This is a genomic window from Microbacterium oxydans (genome assembly GCF_900095745.1).
In the GTDB taxonomy this organism is placed as follows: domain Bacteria; phylum Actinomycetota; class Actinomycetes; order Actinomycetales; family Microbacteriaceae; genus Microbacterium; species Microbacterium oxydans_B.
Genome location: NZ_FMIR01000003.1, coordinates 1 through 21,801 on the forward strand (window position 1 = coordinate 1; position 21,801 = coordinate 21,801).

21 protein-coding genes and 1 tRNA gene are annotated in these 21,801 nt (G+C 68.8%); 6 read left to right on the top strand and 16 right to left on the bottom strand.

Annotated elements, in window-relative coordinates; all coding sequences use genetic code 11:
- Positions 1-49: 49 nt before the first annotated feature.
- Complete coding sequence (locus BQ2383_RS00130) at positions 50-733, top strand: YqaJ viral recombinase family protein (RefSeq protein ID WP_091027449.1); 684 nt, start codon at positions 50-52, stop codon at positions 731-733.
- Between the two features lie 15 nt (positions 734-748).
- Here the strand turns inward: BQ2383_RS00130 and BQ2383_RS00135 are convergent, their stop codons facing one another.
- The 5 genes from BQ2383_RS00135 to BQ2383_RS00155 all read right to left on the bottom strand — a co-directional run bounded on the left by BQ2383_RS00135 (position 749) and on the right by BQ2383_RS00155 (position 3,753).
- Positions 749-1,291 (bottom strand): hypothetical protein, encoded by a 543-nt coding sequence (locus BQ2383_RS00135; protein ID WP_091027450.1) that lies wholly within the window; start codon positions 1,289-1,291, stop codon positions 749-751.
- Positions 1,288-1,935, bottom strand: a complete 648-nt coding sequence (locus BQ2383_RS00140) for a hypothetical protein (RefSeq protein WP_091027451.1) — start codon at positions 1,933-1,935, stop codon at positions 1,288-1,290. Before BQ2383_RS00140 ends, BQ2383_RS00135 begins: the two co-directional genes overlap by 4 nt.
- A complete protein-coding gene (locus tag BQ2383_RS00145; protein WP_091027453.1) occupies positions 1,932-2,555 on the bottom strand; it encodes a signal peptidase I in 624 nt (207 codons plus the stop codon). The genes BQ2383_RS00140 and BQ2383_RS00145 overlap by 4 nt, the downstream gene beginning before the upstream one ends.
- A gap of 8 nt (positions 2,556-2,563) precedes the next feature.
- Complete coding sequence (locus BQ2383_RS00150; RefSeq protein ID WP_091027455.1) at positions 2,564-3,133, bottom strand: SipW-dependent-type signal peptide-containing protein; 570 nt, start codon at positions 3,131-3,133, stop codon at positions 2,564-2,566.
- A 62-nt stretch (positions 3,134-3,195) separates the two neighbouring features.
- Positions 3,196-3,753 (bottom strand): SipW-dependent-type signal peptide-containing protein, encoded by a 558-nt coding sequence (locus BQ2383_RS00155; protein ID WP_091027460.1) that lies wholly within the window; start codon positions 3,751-3,753, stop codon positions 3,196-3,198.
- Positions 3,754-4,025: 272 nt separating this feature from the next.
- Here BQ2383_RS00155 and BQ2383_RS00160 point away from each other — a divergent pair, with 272 nt between their 5' ends.
- Both BQ2383_RS00160 and BQ2383_RS00165 read left to right on the top strand, forming a co-directional pair.
- Complete coding sequence (locus BQ2383_RS00160; RefSeq protein WP_091027462.1) at positions 4,026-5,762, top strand: MDR family MFS transporter; 1,737 nt, start codon at positions 4,026-4,028, stop codon at positions 5,760-5,762.
- On the top strand, positions 5,749-6,237 hold the full coding sequence (locus BQ2383_RS00165) for a MarR family winged helix-turn-helix transcriptional regulator (RefSeq protein WP_091027463.1): 489 nt from the start codon (positions 5,749-5,751) through the stop codon (positions 6,235-6,237). Before BQ2383_RS00160 ends, BQ2383_RS00165 begins: the two co-directional genes overlap by 14 nt.
- Here BQ2383_RS00165 and BQ2383_RS00170 read toward each other — a convergent pair.
- Entirely contained in the window at positions 6,176-7,120 is a 945-nt protein-coding gene (locus BQ2383_RS00170; protein ID WP_208617592.1) for a LysR family transcriptional regulator ArgP, read from the bottom strand. The genes BQ2383_RS00165 and BQ2383_RS00170 overlap by 62 nt on opposite strands.
- Positions 7,121-7,190: 70 nt before the next feature.
- Here BQ2383_RS00170 and BQ2383_RS00175 point away from each other — a divergent pair, with 70 nt between their 5' ends.
- Positions 7,191-7,853 (top strand): LysE/ArgO family amino acid transporter, encoded by a 663-nt coding sequence (locus BQ2383_RS00175; protein WP_091027465.1) that lies wholly within the window; start codon positions 7,191-7,193, stop codon positions 7,851-7,853.
- Positions 7,854-7,857: 4 nt separating this feature from the next.
- Here the strand turns inward: BQ2383_RS00175 and BQ2383_RS00180 are convergent, their stop codons facing one another.
- From BQ2383_RS00180 to BQ2383_RS00205, 6 genes are all read right to left on the bottom strand, one after another.
- The gene (locus BQ2383_RS00180) at positions 7,858-8,214 is read right to left on the bottom strand and encodes an iron chaperone (RefSeq protein ID WP_091027466.1); all 357 of its coding nucleotides are present in this window, start codon (positions 8,212-8,214) and stop codon (positions 7,858-7,860) included.
- A gap of 86 nt (positions 8,215-8,300) precedes the next feature.
- Positions 8,301-8,990 carry a 50S ribosomal protein L1 gene (gene rplA / locus BQ2383_RS00185; RefSeq protein WP_017829144.1) on the bottom strand — a complete coding sequence of 230 codons (690 nt, stop codon included), beginning with the start codon at positions 8,988-8,990 and terminating at the stop codon, positions 8,301-8,303.
- 11 nt (positions 8,991-9,001) lie between these two features.
- Positions 9,002-9,433, bottom strand: a complete 432-nt coding sequence (gene rplK, locus BQ2383_RS00190; protein WP_091027467.1) for a 50S ribosomal protein L11 — start codon at positions 9,431-9,433, stop codon at positions 9,002-9,004.
- 282 nt (positions 9,434-9,715) lie between these two features.
- Complete coding sequence (gene nusG, locus BQ2383_RS00195; RefSeq protein ID WP_091027468.1) at positions 9,716-10,747, bottom strand: transcription termination/antitermination protein NusG; 1,032 nt, start codon at positions 10,745-10,747, stop codon at positions 9,716-9,718.
- A gap of 42 nt (positions 10,748-10,789) precedes the next feature.
- Positions 10,790-11,062 (bottom strand): preprotein translocase subunit SecE, encoded by a 273-nt coding sequence (gene secE, locus BQ2383_RS00200; RefSeq protein ID WP_029260992.1) that lies wholly within the window; start codon positions 11,060-11,062, stop codon positions 10,790-10,792.
- A gap of 40 nt (positions 11,063-11,102) precedes the next feature.
- Positions 11,103-11,175: transfer RNA gene (locus BQ2383_RS00205), tRNA-Trp, on the bottom strand.
- Between the two features lie 195 nt (positions 11,176-11,370).
- On the opposite strand from BQ2383_RS00205, the gene BQ2383_RS00210 reads away from it, so the two are divergent.
- Entirely contained in the window at positions 11,371-13,194 is a 1,824-nt protein-coding gene (locus tag BQ2383_RS00210) for an HSP90 family protein (protein WP_167381499.1), read from the top strand.
- Positions 13,195-13,218: 24 nt separating this feature from the next.
- Positions 13,219-16,017, top strand: coding sequence for a tetratricopeptide repeat protein (locus BQ2383_RS00215; RefSeq protein WP_091027470.1), 2,799 nt, complete (start codon positions 13,219-13,221; stop codon positions 16,015-16,017).
- Positions 16,018-16,025: 8 nt separating this feature from the next.
- Here the strand turns inward: BQ2383_RS00215 and poxB are convergent, their stop codons facing one another.
- The 4 genes from poxB to BQ2383_RS00235 all read right to left on the bottom strand — a co-directional run bounded on the left by poxB (position 16,026) and on the right by BQ2383_RS00235 (position 21,781).
- Positions 16,026-17,750, bottom strand: a complete 1,725-nt coding sequence (poxB, locus tag BQ2383_RS00220; RefSeq protein WP_091027472.1) for a ubiquinone-dependent pyruvate dehydrogenase — start codon at positions 17,748-17,750, stop codon at positions 16,026-16,028.
- Positions 17,751-17,861: 111 nt separating this feature from the next.
- Positions 17,862-18,737: an endonuclease domain-containing protein gene (locus tag BQ2383_RS00225; protein ID WP_167381500.1), complete on the bottom strand. Its 876-nt coding sequence runs from the start codon at positions 18,735-18,737 to the stop codon at positions 17,862-17,864.
- A gap of 187 nt (positions 18,738-18,924) precedes the next feature.
- A complete protein-coding gene (locus BQ2383_RS00230; RefSeq protein ID WP_091027476.1) occupies positions 18,925-20,289 on the bottom strand; it encodes an NAD-dependent succinate-semialdehyde dehydrogenase in 1,365 nt (454 codons plus the stop codon).
- Positions 20,290-20,314: 25 nt separating this feature from the next.
- Entirely contained in the window at positions 20,315-21,781 is a 1,467-nt protein-coding gene (locus BQ2383_RS00235) for an NAD-dependent succinate-semialdehyde dehydrogenase (protein WP_091027477.1), read from the bottom strand.
- Positions 21,782-21,801 lie beyond the last annotated feature (20 nt).

Below are 21,801 nucleotides of genomic sequence, written 5' to 3' on the forward strand. Positions count from 1 at the left end.
GGCGGCGTGTGTGAGAGGGAGGGTCGGCGAGCCGGGTTAGGGTCGAAGGGTGACCCCGGAACTCGCTGCACGCATCGTCGCGGACTCTCGCGACCGCGTGGCGTGGATGCGAGCACGTTCCCGCGGCATCACCGCCACCGACGTCGCCGGGCTCACTTCCGAGAAGTCGATCGCTCGCGCGGCGGACTCCAAGCTCGGCGGAGGCCCCCGCTTCGGCGGCAACGCCTACACCGATCACGGCCGGCGGCGCGAGCCCGAGATCGCCGCCTGGGTCGCCGCGACCCACGGCATCCTCCCCTCGTCCGCCCTGTTCCGCGCCGAGGTCGAGCATCGCCACCTGGCCACGCCCGACGGCATCGCGGTCGACGCCGACGGGCGCGTGAAGCTCGCCGAGATCAAGACGACCAACAAGGCGTTCCGCGGCATCCCGCGCACCTACCTCCGCCAGATCTGGTGGCAGCAGCACGTTCTCGGCGCCGAGCGGACGCTGTTCGTCTGGGAGGAGCACGTCGACTTCTCCCCGATCCACGACGAACCGCGCTGCGTGTGGATCGACCGCGACGACCGCGAGATCGCCAAGCTGGTCGGCCTCGCCACCAACCTCATCGACGAGCTCTACCGGCGCACCACCGGCCGGCAGGTCCCGAGCAGCACGCCGGACGATGCCGCAGCCAGCCGCCGCGAGCAGCTCCGCGAACGCGATGCGTTCCGCGCACTGGCACTCGCCGACTGAGCCTTCGGATTCCGCCTAGTAGCTGGCGGTGGTGCCCATCGTGCACTGCGGGTTCGCTCCGAGCAGCCCCATCGTGGCATTCGCCACGAGCCAGTCCGACTTCCACCCGCCCGGCCCGGTGAAGCGGATACCGAAAGTCTTCGTCGCCCCGAGAAGTCCCGTGAGCAGGCCGCCGTCGATGACGGTGACATAAGCGGCCGCACTCCCCGTCGTCTTGACGTTCCCGAGGAGGTCGCTCAGGATCGGCTCGAGCAGCCCCTGATTGACGATCTGCCCGAACTCCGCCTTCGTCAAGTCGTATCCCGGCGCGGTGGCGGGCGCCCGCCACGAGATGGTCACCTTCGGATTGGCGCCCAGCAGCCCGCTGCTCGCCACACAACCCGGAGAACCCGTGGCGATGGGCTCCGGAACGTTGATCGAAGTCCCGGTCGCGGTCGCCCGCTCGGCATCGAGCCACGCCGCCTCGGTCGACGGGACGGTCGGGACGAGGCCGACACCGATGAGCACCGAGATTCCGAGCACGGCACCCGCCGACCGCAGACGCTTCGCGGGACTCACCGGTCACCGCCGGGTCGCCATGCGACGAGGGTGCCCGCCGTAGCCGAACGACGACGAGCAACCAGCAGGACGCCGACGACGACCAGCGCCGCCCCTCCGGCGAGCACCCAGGGCGGCAGCGGCGAAGGACCGGTCGCTGCCAGGCCGCCACCGGGACCGACGATCACGTCCTCGCCGACGCCGCTGGCATGGAGCCGGAGACTCGTCGAGCCCGCCGCCGCCGCCTCACCGAGCCCGATGGAGAGCCGCACGTGCGCGACGTCGGTGTCGGCGACCTCGCCGAGTTGCACCTCACCGCCGTCGCGCGGGACCTGCCATGCCGAGCGCACGATCACGGCGCCACCGGGGCATGCGCTCCCCTGCCAGGCGCGCAGGCAGATCGACACGTCGAGGACCAGCGGCGCTTCGCCGGTGGCGCTCAGCGCGATCGTCACGATCCCCGGATCCGGCGCCTCTGCGCTGACGGCGACATCCCATCGCACCTGCTGCCCGGGGAGCAGGGATCCCGCGGCTTCCCAGTCCGCGACCGAGACGAGCCGCAGGATGCGCCCCTGGATGACCTCCGTGGTCGGCGACGCCCATGCGGGGGCCGCCGAGCCGAGCAGCACGAAGAGCACGATGACTCCGGCACCCAGGCGTCTCATGAGCGCCGATCCCTCCGCCGCTCCCCCGCCACGATCAGCGCTTCCGGAGCCGCGGGCTCTTCGGCAGCCGCGAGCCCCCCGACGTCTCCTGAGGGTTCCTCCGCCGCCGCACGCTCTCGCCGCGGCCAGAACGCCCACACCACCAGCAGCGATGCACCGAGCGTGACCCCGCCGAGCACCCACGGGCTGCCGAACCAGACGATCACGTTCGCAAGGGCGGGCACCGAGCCACGGACGATGCGGACGTCGGACACGGTGTACGGCGCCGGATCCTCGACGTCGTTCGCGTCACCCTTCATCGTGATGACCCGCTGTTCGCCCTGATCCGCCTGCTCGACGCCGGTGACGCGGTGCGTGATCGGCAGGGCCGCATCCCGATCCACCGTCACGACGTCACCGACCGCGATGTCGGCGGCGGGAATCTTCTGCACGAGCGCGACGGATCCTGCCGGGATGGTCGGCGTCATCGACCCGGTCTTGAACATGATGAGCGAATAGCCACCGGTGAAGGCCAGGATCACGAGCAGTATGCAGATCACGCCGCCGACGGCTGCCAGGGTGAGCAGCACCTCCCGCAGTCCCCGTGCCACGGCGCGGGCGCCGCGTGTGATGGTGGCCATGTCGTCGCTCAGCTCGTGCTTCCGGTGAAGGTCCAGGTCGGTTTCACGGTGCCGCCCTGTGCTGTTCCGGTCGCGTCTGCCGGCAGCTCGAGCACGACGCAGTAGGTGATCGTGTTGAGCGGGCTCACGGTCAGGGTCTGCGCGGGGAGCGCGGGAACCGCGGTCAGCGCGGCCGTCGCGGTCGCACTCGTCGTGCAGTTGGCGGGAGCCGCGACCACGGCGATGTTCACCCTGATCGCGTTCTGCAGCGCGAGGTCCGCCCCGGTCGGCGCCGTGCCCGCATTGTTCGTCACGGCCACGGCGGTGAGGTTGACGGTGCCGCCCAGGGTGCCCGACGCCTGCACCTGCACATACGCCGCCTTCTTCACCCCGGGATAGAGGCCCGACGCGTCGAGAGGTACGGTGAGCACGGTCTCGGTCGGTCCGTGCGACGCGAATGCCCCCTGATCGGACCGTGACGCGATCGAGAAGCTCCCCGCACTGACTGTGCTCGTCGCAAGCTCCTGGTCGGTCCACGCCGCGATCGTCATCGTCGCGCCGACGCCGAGAACCAGCCCACCGGCGAGCAGCGCCCGCACGCGCCGAAACGTGCGCGAGGGCCGCCGCGGGAGAGTTGCACGCAACGAGCGGCGAGTGGGCGCTACGGCTGCACCGAGGTCGCGTTCCACTGCCATGTGACGGTTCCCGTGTCGCCCTGCTCGATCCCGCCCGCACCGGAGGCGGCTGTGACCTGGATGCACAGGTTGACGTCGGTACCCGGCGTCATCGTCGCGGGCACCGCGGTTCCCGCGGCGAACGCGGTCTCGTCGCAACCGAACGTCGCCCCCGTCGACACGACGTCGTAGGTCAGCTTGCTGCCGGTGGCGAAGTCGCCTGCGCCGACGGGAGCGACGGCATCGAGCGTGGCGTCATAGGTGCCGCCGAGCCGCAGGGCGTAAGGCGCGTACACCACGTCGCCCGGGCTGAGGTTCGTCGGGTTGAGCTCGAAGGTCAGCGAGGCTGCCGCGTCGTCGGTCGCGTGCTCGCTGAACGTCGTTCCGTCAGTGGAGCCCGTGAACGTGAAGGATCCGGCGGTGAAGGTCCCGTTCGCGAACTCGGAGTCGTTCCAGGCGGCGAGTGTGACCGCCACCCCCACCCCGAGAACGAGCCCGCCCGCCAGAACGGCGAGAACCTTGCGCTGCGTGTCTTTGGTTGCCATCGGAGTCCCCCTCAGGAATCAGGCGATCGCGTGGATGGCTGAGAACGACCGCCTCGCAGAGGCCCGCATCCCCGCCGTGCCCTCATCCTCACCGACCCCTTCCCGCAGAACAAGGCGATTTCGCGCACGTCCGAGGCACATCGCGCGCACCGCGCGTCGCCTCGCAATGGTTGACGTAGATCAACGATTCACATATAGTTGACGCAGTTCAACCATCTTGTGCGCGCCAGAGCTGTCGCAGCATCCGTCCTTCCGACCGCGAAAGGTCTCGCATGACCACGGACTCCCCCGTCAAGATGACGCATCGCCAGGTTCTCGAAGCCCTCACCGGGCTCCTCCTCGGCATGTTCGTCTCGATGATCGCCACCACGGTGGTCTCCACCTCGATGCCCGTCATCGTGCACGACCTCGGCGGCGACCAGGCCGCGTACACCTGGGTCATCACCGCGACCCTCCTGACGACCGCGATCTCCACCCCGATCTGGGGCAAACTCGCCGACCTCTTCAACCGCAAGCTCCTGATCCAGATCGCGATCGTCATCTTCGTCGGAGCGACCGCCGCGGCCGGCTTCGCCCAGGACACGAACACCCTCATCGCCTTCCGCGCCATCCAGGGGATCGGCGGCGGCGGGCTCGCCGCCCTCAGCCAGGTCATCATGGCCGACATCATCAGCCCTCGCGAGCGCGGCCGGTACATGGGGCTGTTCGGCGCCGTGATGGCCGTCGCCACCGTCGGCGGCCCGCTCCTCGGCGGTTGGATCACCGATGTCGCGAACTGGCGCTGGAACTTCTTCGTCGCGCTCCCCTTCGCCGTGGCCGCGCTGATCATCCTGCAGAAGACGCTGCACATCAGCACCGAGCGCACCCGCAAGGTGTCGATCGACTACGTCGGCATCGTGCTGCTCTCGGCCGCCGTGTCGCTGATCCTCATCTGGATCACGAACGCCGGCTCGACGTTCGACTGGTGGAGCACCGAGACCGTGCTCATGGTCGGCGGCGCCGTCGCCTCGGCCATCGCCTTCATCATCGTCGAGCTCAAGGTGCGCGAGCCCCTCATCCCTCTCACGCTGTTCCGCGGTCGCACGTTCACCCTCTCGGTGCTGGCGTCGATCTCGATCGGTGTCGCGATGTTCGGCACCTCGGTGTACCTCGCGCAGTACATGCAGCTCTCCCGTGGCGCAACGCCCACCGAGGCCGGGCTCATGACCCTGCCGATGATGGCGGGGCTCCTGATCTCGTCGATGGTCATCGGCCAGCTCGTGACCCGCTTCGGCAGGTGGAAGGGCTACCTGATCCTCGGATCCGTGCTGCTGATCGCCGGTTCCGTGATGCTGTCGACGCTGCACTACGACACGAACTTCATCCTCGTCTCGATCTACATGTTCGTGATGGGCGCCGGCGTCGGCATGACCATGCAGAACCTCGTCCTCATCGTGCAGAACGTCGCGAAGCCGAGCGAGATGGGCGTCGCGAGCTCGGGCGTGACGTTCTTCCGCAGCCTCGGCGGCACGGTCGGCGTCTCGGTCATGGGCGCCGTACTGGCGAACAGCCTCACCAGTCTGTTCAGCGACGGCAAGGAGCGCATCGGCGCGGCGATCGCGCAGCTCGGCGACAAGGGCGCCGACGTCGCCGCACAGCTCTCCAGCGGGACGCTGCCCGAGGTCCGGCTACTTCCGGAGCCGGTGCGCTCGATCATCGAGGACTTCTACGCGCAGGCCATCTCGCATGCGTTCCTGATCGGCATCCCGCTCGCGGTGATCAGCCTCATCGCGATCCTGTTCCTGCCGAACCGTCCGCTCACCACGATGACGACGAGCGAGCGGGCGCACGCGGATGCGGCGAAGGCGGACTCGGCCGCAGACGACGATGCCACCCCGGTCGACGACGCGGCAGACGTCGCGATCGCCGATGCCACGGCGCTCTCCGGTGCACCGACCACCGGCACCGTCACCGTCGTCGGCCGCACACGCGACGCCCACGACGATGCGGCCTCCGATGCCGGACGCTGACCACCCTTCCGACACCCCCGAGGCGCGGGCCGCTGCGGTCCGCGCCCTCGAGGCGGAGTTCGGCGAGCTGATCACGCATTTCCGTCGCGTGATCTCGGAGAACGCCAACCGCGTGAGCCCCGGTCTGTTGCCGGGCGCCTACAAGATCTTCACGACGATCGCACGCTGCGAGACCGTCACGGTATCGTCGCTGTCCGAGCGGATGCTGCTGGACAAGGGGCAGGTCAGCCGGATGGTGCGCGAGCTCGAGGAGCTCGATCTCGTCGAGCGTTCGGCCGATCCCGCCGATGGGCGCTCCTTCCTGCTGCAGCTCACACCCCTGGGTGAAGAGCGCCTCGCGGTCGCGCGGCTCCCTCAGGAAGGCCGGCTGCTCCGCACGCTCGAAGAGTGGAGCCTCGCCGATATCGGGAGCCTCACCCGCCTGCTGCACGCGCTGGCTTCAGGCGCGAGCCCGGACGCGATCGCGTCTGAGTGACGGGCGTCGCACCGAGCACCCGCCGCGCCTCGACGGCGATCTCGGCAGCAATGTTGTCGAGCAGGTCCGAGCGCAGGTTCCACTGCTGCCAGTAGAGCGGGACGCGAAGGGTCGGGCCGCCCAGCGGGACGAGTCCGGATGACTCCTGCAGGAGCGGGACCATCCCCCACCCCAGCCCGAGCCCGACAGCGAGCGCATAGTCGTGAGATGCCGGAACGTAGTGTCGTGGCACGCCTGCCTCGCTGACGCCCATCGCTCGGAGCCACTCATGCTGCAGCGTGTCCCGCCGGTCGAAGTCGACGAACGGTGCGGCGGTCAGGGCATCCGCCGTCACCCCGTCAGCGAACCAGCGCGATGCGAACCCCGGTTCCGCCATCGCCCGATATTCGAGCACGCCGAGCGGCGACACCGAGCATCCGGCGACCGGCGCGGCCTCGCTCGTGACCGCGGCCATGACGGTGCCGGATTCCAGGAGCCGCGCGGTGAAGTTCTGGTCGTCGCGATGCAGGTCGAAGTCGATGTCGTGGCCGGCCGCGAGTCGGGAGAGGGGCGCGAGGAACCACGTCGCCATCGAATCGGCGTTCACCGCGAGCGGGATGCTGATCCGCCGGCTCTCCGCGTCCTCATCGATGCCCACCCCGAGGAGCGCATCGTGTTCGAGCAGCGCGATCTGGCGCGCCAAGCGGACGACGGCCTCACCCGCCTCGGTCAGCTTCGCGGGCTTCGTCCGCACGACCAGGATCCGACCGAGTTGCTGTTCCAGGGTCTTCAGCCGCTGACTCACCGCCGACGGGGTGATCTGCAGTCGCCTGGACGCGGCGTCGAGGGTGCCCTCGTCGACGATCGCGGCGAGAGTGGCGGCCAGTTCCGGGTCGATCCTCACATAAGTGATGCTAATGGTTCGGTAGGAATCTTCGCTTCTCTTCATGGGTCGTGATTCCTAGGCTGGACCCATGCTCACCGTTCTCGCCGGCCTCGGACTCGGCCTCTCCCTCATCGTCGCCATCGGCGCGCAGAACGTCTTCGTGCTGCGCCAGGGAATCCGCCGCGAGCACGTGTGGGCTGTCGTGATCATCTGCGCCCTGTCGGATGCCGCACTCATCGCTGCCGGCGTCGCGGGACTCGGATTCGTGCTGTCGGCCGCTCCGTGGCTCGTCGTCGTGGCCCGCTGGGCGGGGGCGCTGTTCCTGCTGAGCTACGGCATCCTGGCTGCTCGTCGGGCCTGGCGCGGCGGCGAAGAGCTGCGGGTGGACGGAGCGGATGCCGCCGGCTCGGGGGCGACGACTCCGAGCGGCCCCACGGCGACCCTCACCCGCACACGGCTGGCACCCGTGATCCTGACCACGCTCGCCCTCACGTGGCTCAACCCGCACGTCTACCTCGACACGGTGCTGATGCTCGGCTCGATCGCGGCCACGCACGGCCACGAACGCTGGCTGTTCGCCGGCGGCGCCATGGCCGCCAGCATCCTGTGGTTCACGGCGCTGGGATTCGGTGCGCGGTATCTGGGACGCTGGCTGCGCACGCCGCGCTCCTGGCGCATCCTGGATGCGGTGATCGCCGTGGTCATGATCGCCATCGCGATCAGCCTGGTGCTGCCGGTGCTGGCCGGCTGACGGATCAGCTGCCGTCGATCTGCGACAGTCGGGCCCGGACCAGGTGCTCCAGCACCTCGTCGGGGATCGGATGCTCGGGCTGGAACCGGATGGTGCCCTTGTCGACGCTGACGCTCGGATGCCCCTCCAGCGCTCCCGCCACCGTCGCGACGGCATCGGGGCTGAACGGATAGATGCCGATGTGCTTTTTGGCGCGCATCACCGACAGGAGGGGTTTGCCTCCATACACGAGCGCCGGCATGCCGTAGCCCTTCCCCTGCTCGGCCTCGGGCGCCTCCCGACGTGCGACCGCGTAGACCCGGTCGATCGCGTCACGATCCGTGGGGGTGAGTTCTTCGAGGTAGTCATCGACGGTGCCCATCACGGCATCCTGCCACCCCCGCCCCTCCGCGACAACGCAGAAACGCCCCCGGGCGGACCCGGGGGCGTTTCAGAAGAGAGTCAGACTCAGATGGAGTTGACGTCCAGCGGGATGCCGGGGCCGAACGTGGTCGACACCGCACCCTTCTGGATGTAACGGCCCTTCGAGCTCGACGGCTTGAGGCGGACGATCTCCTCGAGCGCTGCGCCGATGTTCTCGTTCAGCTGCTCTGCGGTGAAGGACGCCTTGCCGACGACGAAGTGCACGTTGGCGTGCTTGTCGACGCGGAACTCGATCTTTCCGCCCTTGATCTCCTCGACGGCCTTGGCCGGGTTCGGGGTCACGGTGCCGGTCTTCGGGTTCGGCATCAGACCACGCGGTCCGAGCACCTTTCCGAGACGACCGACCTGGCCCATGAGCTCCGGCGTGGAGACCGCGGCGTCGAAGTTGGTCCAGCCATCGGCGACCTTCTGGATGAGCTCGGCGCCGCCGACCTCATCCGCACCTGCGGCGATCGCTGCCTCGGCCGCGGGGCCGGTGGCGAAGACGATGACGCGGGCGGTCTTACCGGTGCCGTGGGGCAGGATGACGGTGCCGCGCACCATCTGGTCTGCCTTGCGGGGGTCGACGGCGAGCTTCAGCGCGACCTCGACGGTCGAGTCGAACTTCGACGAGCCGGTCTCCTTCGCGAGGGCGACTGCCTCGGTCGGAGTGTAGAAACGGTCTGCCTCGATCTTCTCGGCGGCAGCCTTGTAAGCCTTGGACTTGGTAGCCATGATTATTCTCCTCAGCCCTCGACCGTGATGCCCATGGAACGGGCGGTGCCGGCGATGATCTTCGAGGCGGCCTCGATGTCGTTCGCGTTCAGGTCGGCCTGCTTGGTCTCGGCGATCTGACGGACCTGGTCCTTGGTGATCTTCGCGACCTTGACGGTGTGCGGGGTCGCGGAGCCCTTGGGGACGCCCGCGGCCTTCTTGATGAGCTCCGCCGCCGGCGGGGTCTTCAGGACGAAGGTGAAGCTGCGGTCCTCGTAGACGGTGATCTCGACGGGGATGACGTTGCCGCGCTGCGACTCGGTCGCGGCGTTGTACGCCTTGCAGAACTCCATGATGTTGACGCCATGCTGACCGAGCGCGGGGCCGATCGGCGGCGCCGGGTTGGCTGCACCGGCGTTGATCTGAAGCTTGATCAGGCCGGTCACCTTCTTCTTCGGTGCCATTCTCTTTCCTTTCATCGAATCGGATGCCGGAGCATCCGCTTCTCCCACTGATCCGGCGTTTCCGGATCGTGGTCGTCTCTGCGCACGCCGAAGCGGCACACAAACCACACAAGTCTACCTGATCCTGCCGCACAGCACGAACGCCGCATCGCCCCCAGCTGAGGAGCCAAGACACGCCGCAATCGCCCGACGAGCTGCGGCGTGTTCTGACCCCTCGCAAGAAGGGAGCGAACGCGAGAACGGCCGCCCCGAAAGGGACGGCCGCTCTCTTGAGGACTGGTGTCAGACCATCTTGGTGACCTGGTCGAACGAAAGCTCGACCGGGGTCTCACGCTCGAAGAGCGAGACGAGGACCGTGAGCTTGCCGCTCTCGGGCTTGATCTCGCTGATCGAACCGGGAAGACCCGCGAACGAGCCCTCCTTGATCGTGATGGTCTCGCCGACCTCGAAGTCGACCTCGGCCGGCAGCGGACGAGCGACCGCGAGGCCGCCCTTCGACGCGATGTTCTTGGCCGTGGGGGCATCCTTGACCTCGACGAGCGACTTCAGCATGTTGAAGGCCTCTTCGAAGCGCAGCGGGGTCGGGTTGTGGGCGTTGCCCACGAAGCCGGTGACACCCGGGGTGTGACGCACGACCGACCAGGTGTCTTCCGTGAGCTCCATGCGCACCAGCACGTAGCCGGGGATGCGCACGCGGGTGACCATCTTGCGCTGGCCGTTCTTGATCTCGACCACGTCTTCCATCGGGACCTCGATCTGGTAGATCTCGTCCTCGACCTCGAGCGTCGACTTGCGCTGCTCGATGTTGGCCTTCACCTTGCGCTCGAAACCGGCGTACGAGTGGATGACGTACCACTTGCCCGGGAGCATGCGGAGGTCCATGCGGAAGGCCTCGTACGGGTCTTCCTCGGCGTCCTCGTCGGAGGATTCCTCGTCGCCCTGCTCTTCATCAGCGCCGAGGTCGGGGCCGTCGTACGGGGTGACCTCGTCGGCCGCAGCCGCGTCGAGATCGGCGGCCTCTTCGGCCACAGATTCGTTGAGGACCTCAGCGGCAGCCTCAGACTCAGCCGCTTCGTCCAGGTTCAGAGCGTCGTTCACGATCGCGTCCGCCTCCGGGTCGTCGATGTCGATGTCGATGTCAGCCGTGTCATCCTCTTCGCCGTCCTCGTCTTCGACGTGGACCGCGACGTGCTCGGCCGAAGTGACTGAGAGCTCTTCCTCAGCGAGGACGTTGCCCTCCTGGGCTTCGTCTTCCTCGCTGGACTGCTCTGCGGCGGTCGCCCAGTCGGCGTCGTCGGAATATCGTTCAGACACGTTGTTTCTTCTCCATAGCTGCGGCGCGAGCCGCGGGGGTCATCAGCCAGGGATTCCGAACACCCAGTGCGTCAAGAACGCGAACAGCGTGTCCAAGCCGTAGACGATGCCCATGACGATCAGAACGAAGACGAGCACCACCAGGGTGAACTTGAACAGCTCCTTGCGAGTCGGCGTGACGACCTTGCGGAGCTCGGCGATGACCTGGCGGATGAACAGGGCGATACCCCCGAAGAACCGTGAGAAGGGGTTGCCCTTCTTCTCGCGGGTGGCGCCGGCCGCGACGACCTCGCCGCGCGGTTCGTCCTGATCCATCCTGAATGTACCTTTCGTGTGTCAGCGTTGCGCTGACGCGCAGGGCGGACAGGAATCGAACCTGCAACCTGCGGTTTTGGAGACCGCTGCTCTGCCAATTGAGCTACCGCCCTAGAGACCGGGAGGTCTCGGGGTTCTCTCTCCACTCTGCCACCGTGACTGCGATCGGGAGACCCCAGGCATGGCGAAAGAATGCAGAGAACAACTGCCCCACAAGCATACGGCATCGATCCGGTGGCGCCGAACCGGGATCGCGAGGGCGTGTTCTTGTTAGGCTCAGCGAGCGTATGCAGGAGGAGGGAGCGCCGGTGAGCGCTGAGGTGCAGCAGTTCCAGGTGGATCTGCGCGGTGTGGTCGATCTGCTCAGCAGACACATCTACTCCAGTCCACGGGTGTACCTGCGGGAACTCCTGCAGAACGCCCGCGACGCGATCACCGCACGTCGCGAGGTCGACGGCGGCGGCGGCCGCATCCGGATCACTCCGCTCACCGCGGAGAACGGCGAGTTCGTCCTGCGCGACGACGGCGTGGGGCTCACCGCGACGGAGGTGGCGGATCTGCTGGCCACCGTCGGGCGCAGCTCCAAGCGCGACATCTTCGACCTTCCGCGCAGCGACTACCTCGGGCAGTTCGGCATCGGTCTGCTCAGCTGCTTCATGGTGGCGGACACCATCGTCATCCGCTCCCGCAGTGCCCGCGGCGGCACGTCCGTGGAGTGGACGGGAAGCTCCGACGGCACGTTCCAGGTGGCCGAGATCGACGAGGAGCTCCCCATCGGCACCAGCGTGCACCTGGTGCCGCGCTTCGACGCCGACGAGCTGCTGCGCCCCGCCACCGTGCACGAGCTCGCGACGACATTCGGCGAATTCCTGCCCGTGCGGGTCACGATCGACGGCCCCGGCGGCGACATCGACATCACCAGGGACGCGCCGTTCCTCGACGCCGCCCGCGATCCCGATGCCGCCGTGCAGTACGGACGCGACCTGCTCGGCGCGAGCCCCCTCGACGTGATCGAGCTGGGCGAGCCCGCTACCGGCACCCGCGGCCTCGCCTACGTGCTGCCGTTCGCCCCGCCGCCGGGTGCACGTCAGGCGACGCGCATGTACCTGGGACGGATGCTGCTCTCCGAGCGCGTCGACGACGTGCTTCCCGAGTGGGCGTTCTTCGTCCGCGCCGTGATCGACTCCACCGGGCTCGCTCCGACCGCGAGCAGGGAGTCGCTCGTCGACGACGCGGCGCTCGAGCGCGTCCGCGAACAGCTCGGCGCCGGCATCCGCCGCTGGGTCCTGGAACTGGGACTGAGCGAGCCGCATCGCCTCGCGCAGTTCGTCGCCGTGCACGAGGTCGGACTCAAATCCCTCGTGCGTCACGACGAGGAACTGGCCCATTTCATCTCCCGCTGGCTGACCGTCGAGACCACGCACGGCACGGTGCGGATCGGCGATCTCGTCGAGCGCTACCCGCACGTGAGGTACGCGCAGAGCGTCGACGAGTTCCGCCAGGTGGCCGGCATCTCGCCCGCCGACGAGGTGCTCGTCAACGGCGGATACCTCTACGACGCCGACCTGATCCGGATGCTGCCCGAGCTCTACCCGCACGTCACCGTCGAGCAGGTCGACGTCACCGGAGAGCTCGACCGCCTCGATCCTCCCCCACTCGACGACCGCGACGCCGCCGTGGCCCTGGAGACGCGCGCGGGTGCCGTGCTCGCCGCATCCGACTGCTCGGTGGTCGTGCGCTCGATCGACCGGCCCGACCTCGCCGGGCTCTACGTCGCCGACCCGGAGGTGCTGCGCGCGATCGACCGCGGCCGCACCAAGGGTGTCACCGGCGCACTGTGGGGCGGCGTGCTGGACCGCATCGACAAGACCCTGTCTGCGGCCCGCGAAGACGACCTCCGCGCCCGCCTGTGCCTGAACTGGTCGAACCGGGTGGTCCGCGCCCTGGTGCGCGTGCAGGACGACGCCGTCTTCGCCCGCACCGTGCAGCTCCTGTACATCCAGGCGCTGCTCGCCGGGCACCATCCGCTCGCCGACGCCGACCGTGCGCTGATGACCAGCGCGCTCGCCGACCTCGTCTCCCTCTCGGCCGGCATCGAAGGGGATCAGATCCCCTTCGGCGACGTCCGCTGACACATCCCACCGAAGGGTTCCCCCATGGCACGTCCGAAGAAGCGCTTCCAGCAGCTGATCGAGGAGATCGACAGCACCCCCTGGGGCCCTGCAGAGCAGGCCCTGGTCTCGGAAGCGGTGGCGCTGGCCGTCGAGCTCGGGGATGAGCGGCTCGAGTACGAGGCCCGGATGCGGCAGACCGCCTCGGCGAACATGGGCGGCGCGACCGATGTGATGCTGAACTCGTTCGCCTGGTGCCTCGCGCACCATGAGGCCGACCCGCAGCGGTTCCCCGCCGACCTCGACAACGGCGGCGCCGACCTGATGTGGCAGTTCAAGTGGATGGCGGCGTCTCTGCGCTCCTCGCCGGCGTTCTCCCAGGAGCAGATCGCCGCCGTGCTCGACGACATGGAGAAGCACTACCGCGCCGGCGGCCTCGGCGTGAGCGGAGTGCTCACCGCCCGCTTCGAAGACGCGTGGGATGCCGGACGCATGGACGAGGCCGAGACGCTGCGCGTGCAGTTGGAAGCCACGCCACGCGACGACCACAGCCACTGCGATGCCTGCGGCCGGAGCCAGATCGCCGGCTTCTTCGCGGACACCGACCGCGACGCGGAGGCCATCGTCCTCGTGGAGGAGATGATCGAGGGCGGATTCTCCTGCGGAGAAGAGCCCGAGCATGCCCTCTCGCGCGTGCTCCTCCCCTACCTCCGCGCCGGGCGCTTCGACGAGGCGAAGACCGCGCACCTGCGCAGCTACCGGTTGGCCAAGGACAACCCCGACAATCTGCGCATCGTCGCCAACAACATCGTGTTCGCCGCACTCACCGGTAACGAGGCCCGTGCGCTCGCACTGGTCGAGAAGCACATCGGCTGGCTCGCCCATGACGGGCTGAACGTCGACGCGCACTTCGCCGCCCTCGCGGCCCTCGCCGTCGCGCTCGACCGGGTCGCCGCAGTCGGCCACGGCGACACCCCGGTACGCGGAGCGGAGTCGCCCGCGCTCGTGCCGTTCTTCGGAGAGCACGAGGGCCGCTGGAGCGCCGCCGAACTCGCGGCGTCCGCCTGGTCGGCCGCAGACCGCATCGCCGCCGCGTTCGACGAGCGCGACGGCACCGACGGCCACGCGCGCAGCCTGGCACGCATGCGCGCCCTCGCCTCCGAGCAGTACGACGTGCCGATCCGCTCGGACGCGTTCGTGGCCCCGGCCTCCTCGACCTCCCCGGTGGATGCTGACGGGTGGTTCGAGCGCGCCATGCAGCTCGCCCAGTTCGGAGCGGAGCACGAGACCCTCGACGCCCTCCCTCGTGCCCTCGAGGTCGAAGACCCCGACAAGCGCGCCCAGCTGCTCTCGATGCGTCTCGGGATCCTCATCGCCCTCGAACGCGCCGATGAGGCGCTGGAGCTGCTTCCCCAGCGCATCGCCGCGCTCCGCGCCGCCGGTCGCGACGAGCAGGCCGACCTGGAGGAACGCCTGGGACTTGCGACCTTCGGGATCGACACGCCCGAGGCGATGGCCGACCTGGAAGACGCGATCGCCGATGCGGCGTCGCTGCCCGCCTGGTCGCGCGGCGACCTCGCCATCAGCCGGGCCGCACTGCACCTGCGGGCAGGCGAAGCGGATGCCGCCCTCGACCTCGCCGAACTCGCCGCGCGCTCCTTCGTGGAGGCGGATGACACGCGCCTCGCCAACACCACGACCCTCATGGCGATCTCCGCCGTGCTGAGCAAGGGCGACATGGAGGCGGCGACCGCACTGCTGGACCGTTTCCTCGCGCAGGACGACCTCAGCACGGGGCATCGTGCGCAGGCGCTCCAGACCAGGGCTCGGGTGCGCGGTGGCGGCAACAGCTATGCAGAAGGCGCGGTCGACGCCGACGAGGTGTGCCGGCTGCTCGCCGAGCTGGGCGCGACCCGTGCTCTCGGCGACGCGCACCTGCTCGCCGGGGCACTCTGGGAAGACGCGGACGAGCCGGAGAAGGCCGTCTCCCGCTACCGCCTCGCCGCGCGCCTTGCGGGCGAGGGCGAAGGCGACTCGACCGGCGTGGACTTCCGACTCGCCAGGGCCATGCTGCGCGTCGGCGACGCCGAAGAGGCGGCAGAGCTGTTCGGAGACGTGCTGCAGCGCGAGGAGGAGGCCGAAGTCGCCGCCGGCTCGCGCGCGATGACCGCCTCGATGCTGGCACGGTCGCTGAGCGCGGCCGGAGAGTTCGGCCAGGCCGTCGGCGCCCACAGCTATGCCTCCGAGCTCTTCGGACAAGCCGAGGAGCACGCCGACCAGGCGATGTCGATGACCGAGCAGGCCAAGATCCTCGCACGCTTCGACGAGCACGACGACGCGATCGGCCTGCTCGAATCCGCCGCCGAGACCGTACGCCGAGCCCCGGACGCCGTGGGTGCGCTGACCGAAGTGCTGCACAGCCTCGGACAGGCATACGGCGGACGCGGAGACGAGCGCGCGTTCGCGCTCTTCGACGAGGTCGCCGCCCTCGCACAGCAGCACGAAGCCGAGTGGCTCCTCGCCGACGTCACCGATTCGCGCGGACGCGCGTTCGCCGAGCTCGGCCGGATCGACGAAGCGGTCGCCGCCGCCCTCACCGCGGCCGACGGGTTCGCCGCGCTCGGCGACCTCGGCTCGGCCGGCGGCTCCGAACTCTTCGCCGCCCGCGTGCTGGCAGGGAACGACCGCTCAGCCGATGCGGTTCCCCTCTACCGCAGCGCCATCGACCATGCGGCCGATCACCCTCCGCTGCTCCAGGTCGCAGCTCTCGAGCTCGGCAACGTCCTCGAGTCGCTCGGGCGGCACGGTGAGGCGGCCGAGGTGCGGGGCCTCGTGCAGAGCTGACCGGCAGGTCAGAACAGCTGGCGCCAATTGGCCTTGGCGAGGTCGAGGAGCTCATCGCCGCGGCCGGACATCACCGTGCGGATCGCATAGAGCGCGAAGCCCTTGACCTGCGCGGCCTCGATCGCCGGCGGCATGGACAGCTCCTGCCGCTCGGTGACGACGTCGAGCAGGGCCGGGCCGTCGTGCGCGAGCACCTCGCGGACAGCATCCGGGAGGTCTTCGCTGCGCTCGACCCGACGCGCGAAGATCCCCATGGCTTCGGCGATCGCCGCGAAGCTCGGGTTCTCCAGCCCCGTGCCGTAGGTGACGAAGCCGGCGGCCTTCATCTCGAGCTCGACGAAGTTCAGCGAGGAGTTGTTGACCACGATCGTCTTCACCGGCAGTTTGTTCTGCGTCAGCGTGAGGAGCTCGCCGAGCATCATCGCGAGTCCGCCGTCGCCGGCCAGCGCGACCACCTGACGGTCGGGATGCGCGACCTGCGCGCCGATGCCGTGCATCAGGGCGTTCGCCATCGAGCCGTGCGTGAAGGAGCCGATCAGGCGACGCTGCTCCGTCATCGAGAGGTAGCGCGCCGCCCACACCGTCGGCGACCCCACGTCGGCAGTGAAGATCGCGTCGTCGGCCGCGTGCTCGTCCAGGAGCCGAGCCAGGTACTGGGGGTGGATGGGCCGGTTGCCCTTGGCGGGGACGGCGAGCTCGTCGAGCTTCTTCCTCGTCTTGCGGTAGTGCGCGATCGCGTCGTCGAGATGGCTGCGGTCGTCTTTCCTCGCCACTCGCGGCAGCAGCGCATCGGCCGTCGCACGCACATCGCCGACCAGCCCCAGATCGAGCGGATGCCGCTTGCCGAGCTGCGCGCCGCGGATGTCGACCTGGATGGTCTTGGCGTGATCCGGGTAGAACTGCTCGTACGGGAAGTCGCTGCCCAGCACCAGCAGGGCGTCGGCGGCCTCCATGGCGCGGAAGCCGGAGGCGAAGCCCAGCAGGCCCGTCATCCCGACATCGAAGGGGTTGTCGTACTCGATGAACTCCTTGCCGCGGAGCGCGTGCACGATGGGAGCGCCCAACTTGTCGGCGAGGGCGATGACCTCGTCGTGCGCACCCTCGACACCGGCACCGGCGAGGATCGTCACGTTCTTCGCGGCGTTCAGCAGAGTCGCCGCCTTCTCGAGCTCCGCCGGGTTGGGCAGCACCACGGGCTGCGCGCGCTCGATCACGACGGCACGGTCGTCGGCGATGTCGGCGAGGGCGACGTCGCCCGGGATCACGAGTACCGCGACGCCCCGCTCCTCGATGGCCGCGCGCATGGCGATCTCGAGCAGTCGCGGCATCTGCTTGGGGTCGGCGACGTACTCGACGTAGACGCTGCACTCGCGGAACAGCTCCTGCGGATGTGTCTCCTGGAAGTATCCGGTGCCGATCTCGGTGGTGGGGATCTGCGCGGCGATCGCGAGAACGGGCACGCGCGAGCGGTTGGCGTCGTAGAGGCCGTTGATCAGGTGCAGGTTGCCCGGACCGCACGAGCCGGCGACGACCGCGAGCTCCCCCGTGGTGGCCGCATCCGCGGCTGCGGCGAAGGCGGCGGATTCCTCATGCCGCACATGCACCCAGCGGATCGTGCCGTCTTTGCGCAGCGCGTCCGTGAAGCCGTTCAGCGAGTCGCCCGGGATGCCGTAAACGCGGTCGATCCCGTTGGCGTGCAGAGTTTTGACGATGTTCTCAGCGACGTTGGCCATGCTTCGACCCTACGCCCGGTGTGCTCGTGCGGGGCGGGGCTACTCCCACGCTGAGAGGTCAAGAAACGTCGCTCGCACACCGCGGCATCCGACTTCTTTTGGCTCCTCACCTCAACGTGCCGCTCTGAGCAGACGACGGATCCGGCGCACGAGCGCATCGGGATCGTCGAAGTCTCGGCGGGTGACCACGATCATGCGGTAGCCGAGCGATTCGAGCTCGGCGCGGCGGATCTGATCCCGACTCCACTGATCAGGGTCTCGGTGGTGATCCCCGTCGTACTCGATGATGAGCCGTTCGTCGGCATAAAGCATGTCGACTCGCGCCACGAATCGGCGACTGTGCCAGATCTCGACGTTGCACTCCGGACGCGGGAGCCCCGCCTCGATCAGAATCAGCCGCACCATGGATTCGCGCGGGGACTCGGCACGACCATCTGCCAGTTCGAGCGCGCGCTGCCGCACCCTCGCCCCGCGCCCACCCGCGAATCGTTCGTGATGACATGCGAGTTCCTCTGCCGAGACGAGCGGATGCCGGGTGCTGAGGAGCGCATCCGTGAGGGCGAGGAACCGCGGCAGACGCATGACGCGAGACACGTCCACCCACATCCGCGCAGGCGACAGCACGGCAAGACCTCGGCGGAGGACCACGTCGCCACTTTCCAACGCGAGCCGATGACCGAGAACACCCGTCCTGCGAATTCGGGTCTCCTCCGGGGGCACGCCGATCCGCGGTCGCGCCCAGGCCTCCGCTTCCTGCTGCGCAGCCAGTGGCACACCCCACAGGCAAGCGGCCGTCGTGCCGCACACGAACGCGTGCGGCGGAAGCGCTGCCAACAGCAGGGATACGGTCTCCGCACCGACGAGCCGTCTGCGAGCGCGCGTGCCGTGGAAGGGGCTCGCGAGATCCTTCGCTCGCAGACGACGCGGGGTGATTCCCCGTGCGAGCGCATCGGGGACGGTGAAGCCGATCGGAGTTCCGGAGGGCAATGGCGATGGATGCATCCGCCGATCTTGACCTCTGCGCACGCCTGGGGCGTGCGTCAGCCCCACGTGCTGTGCACACCCTCCCCACGCGTGCTGCCGTGCAGAGGACATAAGCAGCAGGTGAGGAGCCAAAGAACGCCGCCTCCTGAGACCGGGAGGCGGCGTTCTTTGACTCTTCAGGGCGAGAGCGTCAGCCGATGCGGATCAGCTTCTTGTTCACGAACTCGTCGGCGGCCAGGTGGCCCAGCTCGCGGGCGGTGCCGCTGCGCTTGACGCCACCGAAAGGCAGCTCGGGGCTGTCGGCCAATACGAGGTTGACGTAGACCATGCCCGCCTCGATCTTGTCGGCGACGCGCTCGGCCTGCTCGGCATCCGTCGTGAAGACATAGGAGCCGAGGCCGAACGTGGTGTCGTTCGCGAGTTCGACCGCCGCGTCCTCGTCGGCCACACGGTAGACGACGGCCGCCGGGCCGAAGAGCTCCTCGTGATAGACGTTCATCTCGGGCGTGACATCGGTCAGCACGGTCGGGGCGAAGAATGCTCCGTCACGGGTGCCACCGGTGAGCAGCGTCGCACCCTGCTCGACGGCCTGGTCGATCTGCTTCTGCAGGTTCTCGGCCGCCGTCTCGGAGGCGACCGGTCCGAGGACGGTGTCGTCGAGCGTCGGATCCGTCGCCTCGACGGCGGCCATCTTCTCGGTGAACTTCTCGACGAACGCGTCGTAAAGCCCGTCGACGACGATGAAGCGCTTGGCGCCGTTGCACGCCTGTCCGTTGTTGTCGAGGCGCGCGTCGACGCCGGCCTGCACCGTCGCGTCGAGGTCGTCGGTCGAGAGCACGATGAACGGGTCGGACCCACCCAGCTCGAGCGCGACCTTCTTGAGGTTGCGACCGGCGATCTCGGCGACCGCGGCACCCGCACGCTCAGACCCCGTGAGCGAGACGCCCTGCACGCGCGGGTCGGCGATCATCGTCGCGATCTGCTCGTTCGTGGCGAGCACGTTCTGGTAGGCGCCCTTCGGGAAGCCGGCATCGTGATAGATCGCCTCGATCGCGGACGAGGACTCCGGGCACTGCGGCGCGGGCTTGAGCAGGATCGTGTTGCCCACGATCAGGTTCGGAGCCGCGAAGCGCACGATCTGGTACGCCGGGAAGTTCCACGGCATGATGCCGACGAGCGGGCCGAGCGAGGAGCGGCGGATGATGGCCGACCCCTCTCCCAGGATCGCGATCGGCTGGTCGGCCATGATCGACTCCGCCTGGTCGGCGTAGTACTCGGCGATGTCGGCGGCGAAGTCGACCTCCCCGAGGGCGGCCTCGCGGGGCTTGCCCATCTCGCGCACGAAGATGTCGGCGAGCTCCTCCCGACGCTCGCGGTGCAGCTCGGCCGCACGGCGGACGAGGGCTGCACGATCAGCGACGGTCGACGAGCGGGACCACTCGCGGTGGGCCTCGTCGGCGGCGGCGACCGCCTGGTCGATCTGGTCGTCCGTGAAGGTGTCGAAGGACGCCAGCGTCTCTCCGGTGGCGGGGTTGATGACGGCGTAGTCGGTCATGTTCTCTCCTCCTCTGGCTGCTCGGTCAGGAGACCGGGATCAGCGTGTACTTGGTGGACAGGTACTCGTGGATGCCCTCGAACCCGCCCTCGCGTCCGACGCCGGACTGCTTCACTCCGCCGAAGGGTGCGGCGGCGTTGGAGACGACTCCCACGTTGAGACCCATCATGCCCGTCTCGAGCTTGTCGATCATCCGCTGGCCGCGCTGCAGGTTCTCGGTGAACACGTACGAGACGAGCCCGTACTCGGTGTCGTTCGCCAGGTGCACGGCCTCGTCCTCGGTCTCGAAGGTCGCGATCGCGAGCACCGGGCCGAAGATCTCCTCGCGGAGGATCGCGCTACCCGCGACGACGTCCGTGAGCACGGTGGGCTCGTAGAACGTCCCGGTGCCCTCCACAGCCTTGCCACCGGCGAGCAGAGTCGCACCGCGACCGACTGCCTCGTCGACGAGCTCGCCCGCCTTGGCGACGGCATCCGCGTCGATGAGCGGTCCGATCGCCACACCGTCCTCGGTGCCGCGGCCGATCTTCATGTCGTTGACCCGCTCGGTGACGCGCTTGGCGAACTCACCCGCGACGTCCTTGTGCACGATGAAGCGGTTGGCTGCGGTGCAGGCCTGGCCGATGTTGCGGAACTTCGCAGCGAGCGCGCCCTCCACGGCCTTGTCCAGGTCGGCGTCGTCGAACACCACGAACGGCGCGTTGCCGCCGAGCTCCATCGACACGCGCAGCACACCCTCGGCCGCCTGCGCGATGAGCTTGCGCCCCACCTCGGTCGATCCGGTGAAGGAGAGCTTGCGCAGCCGCGGGTCGGCGATGATCGGTGCCGACAGCGCGCTGGACTTCGACGTCTGCACGACGTTGACGACGCCGGCCGGAAGGCCCGCCTTCTCGAGCAGCGAGACGAAGAAGATCGTCGTCAGCGGGGTCAGAGCCGGGGGCTTGATGACGACCGTGCAACCGGCCGCGAGGGCCGGCGCGATCTTGCGGGTGGCCATCGCGAACGGGAAGTTCCACGGCGTCACGAAGAACGACGGCCCGACCGGGCGCTGCGAGACCACCATGTGGCCAGTGCCCTCGGGGTTGATGCCGTAGCGGCCGCTGATGCGCACGGCCTCCTCGCTGAACCAGCGCAGGAACTCGCCGCCGTAGACGACCTCGCCACGTGCCTCGGCGAGCGGCTTGCCCATCTCGAGCGTCATGAGCAGAGCCAGGTCCTCCTTGTGCTCCTGCACGAGGTCGAACGCCGTGCGGAGGATCTCGCTGCGGACGCGCGGGGCGGTGGCCGCCCACTCGTCCTGAGCGGCGACCGCGGCGTCGAGGGCCCGGATGCCGTCGCCCGGCGTCGCGTCGGCGATGGTCCGGATCACGGTGCCGGTCGCCGGGTCCTGCACGTCGAAGGTGCCGCCGATCTCGCCGTCGATCCACTGACCGCCGATGAAGAGGCCGGTGGGGATGCTGTCGAGGAGCGCCTGTTCGGTCTGAGTGCTCATGATTCTCTTTCTGTGAGGAG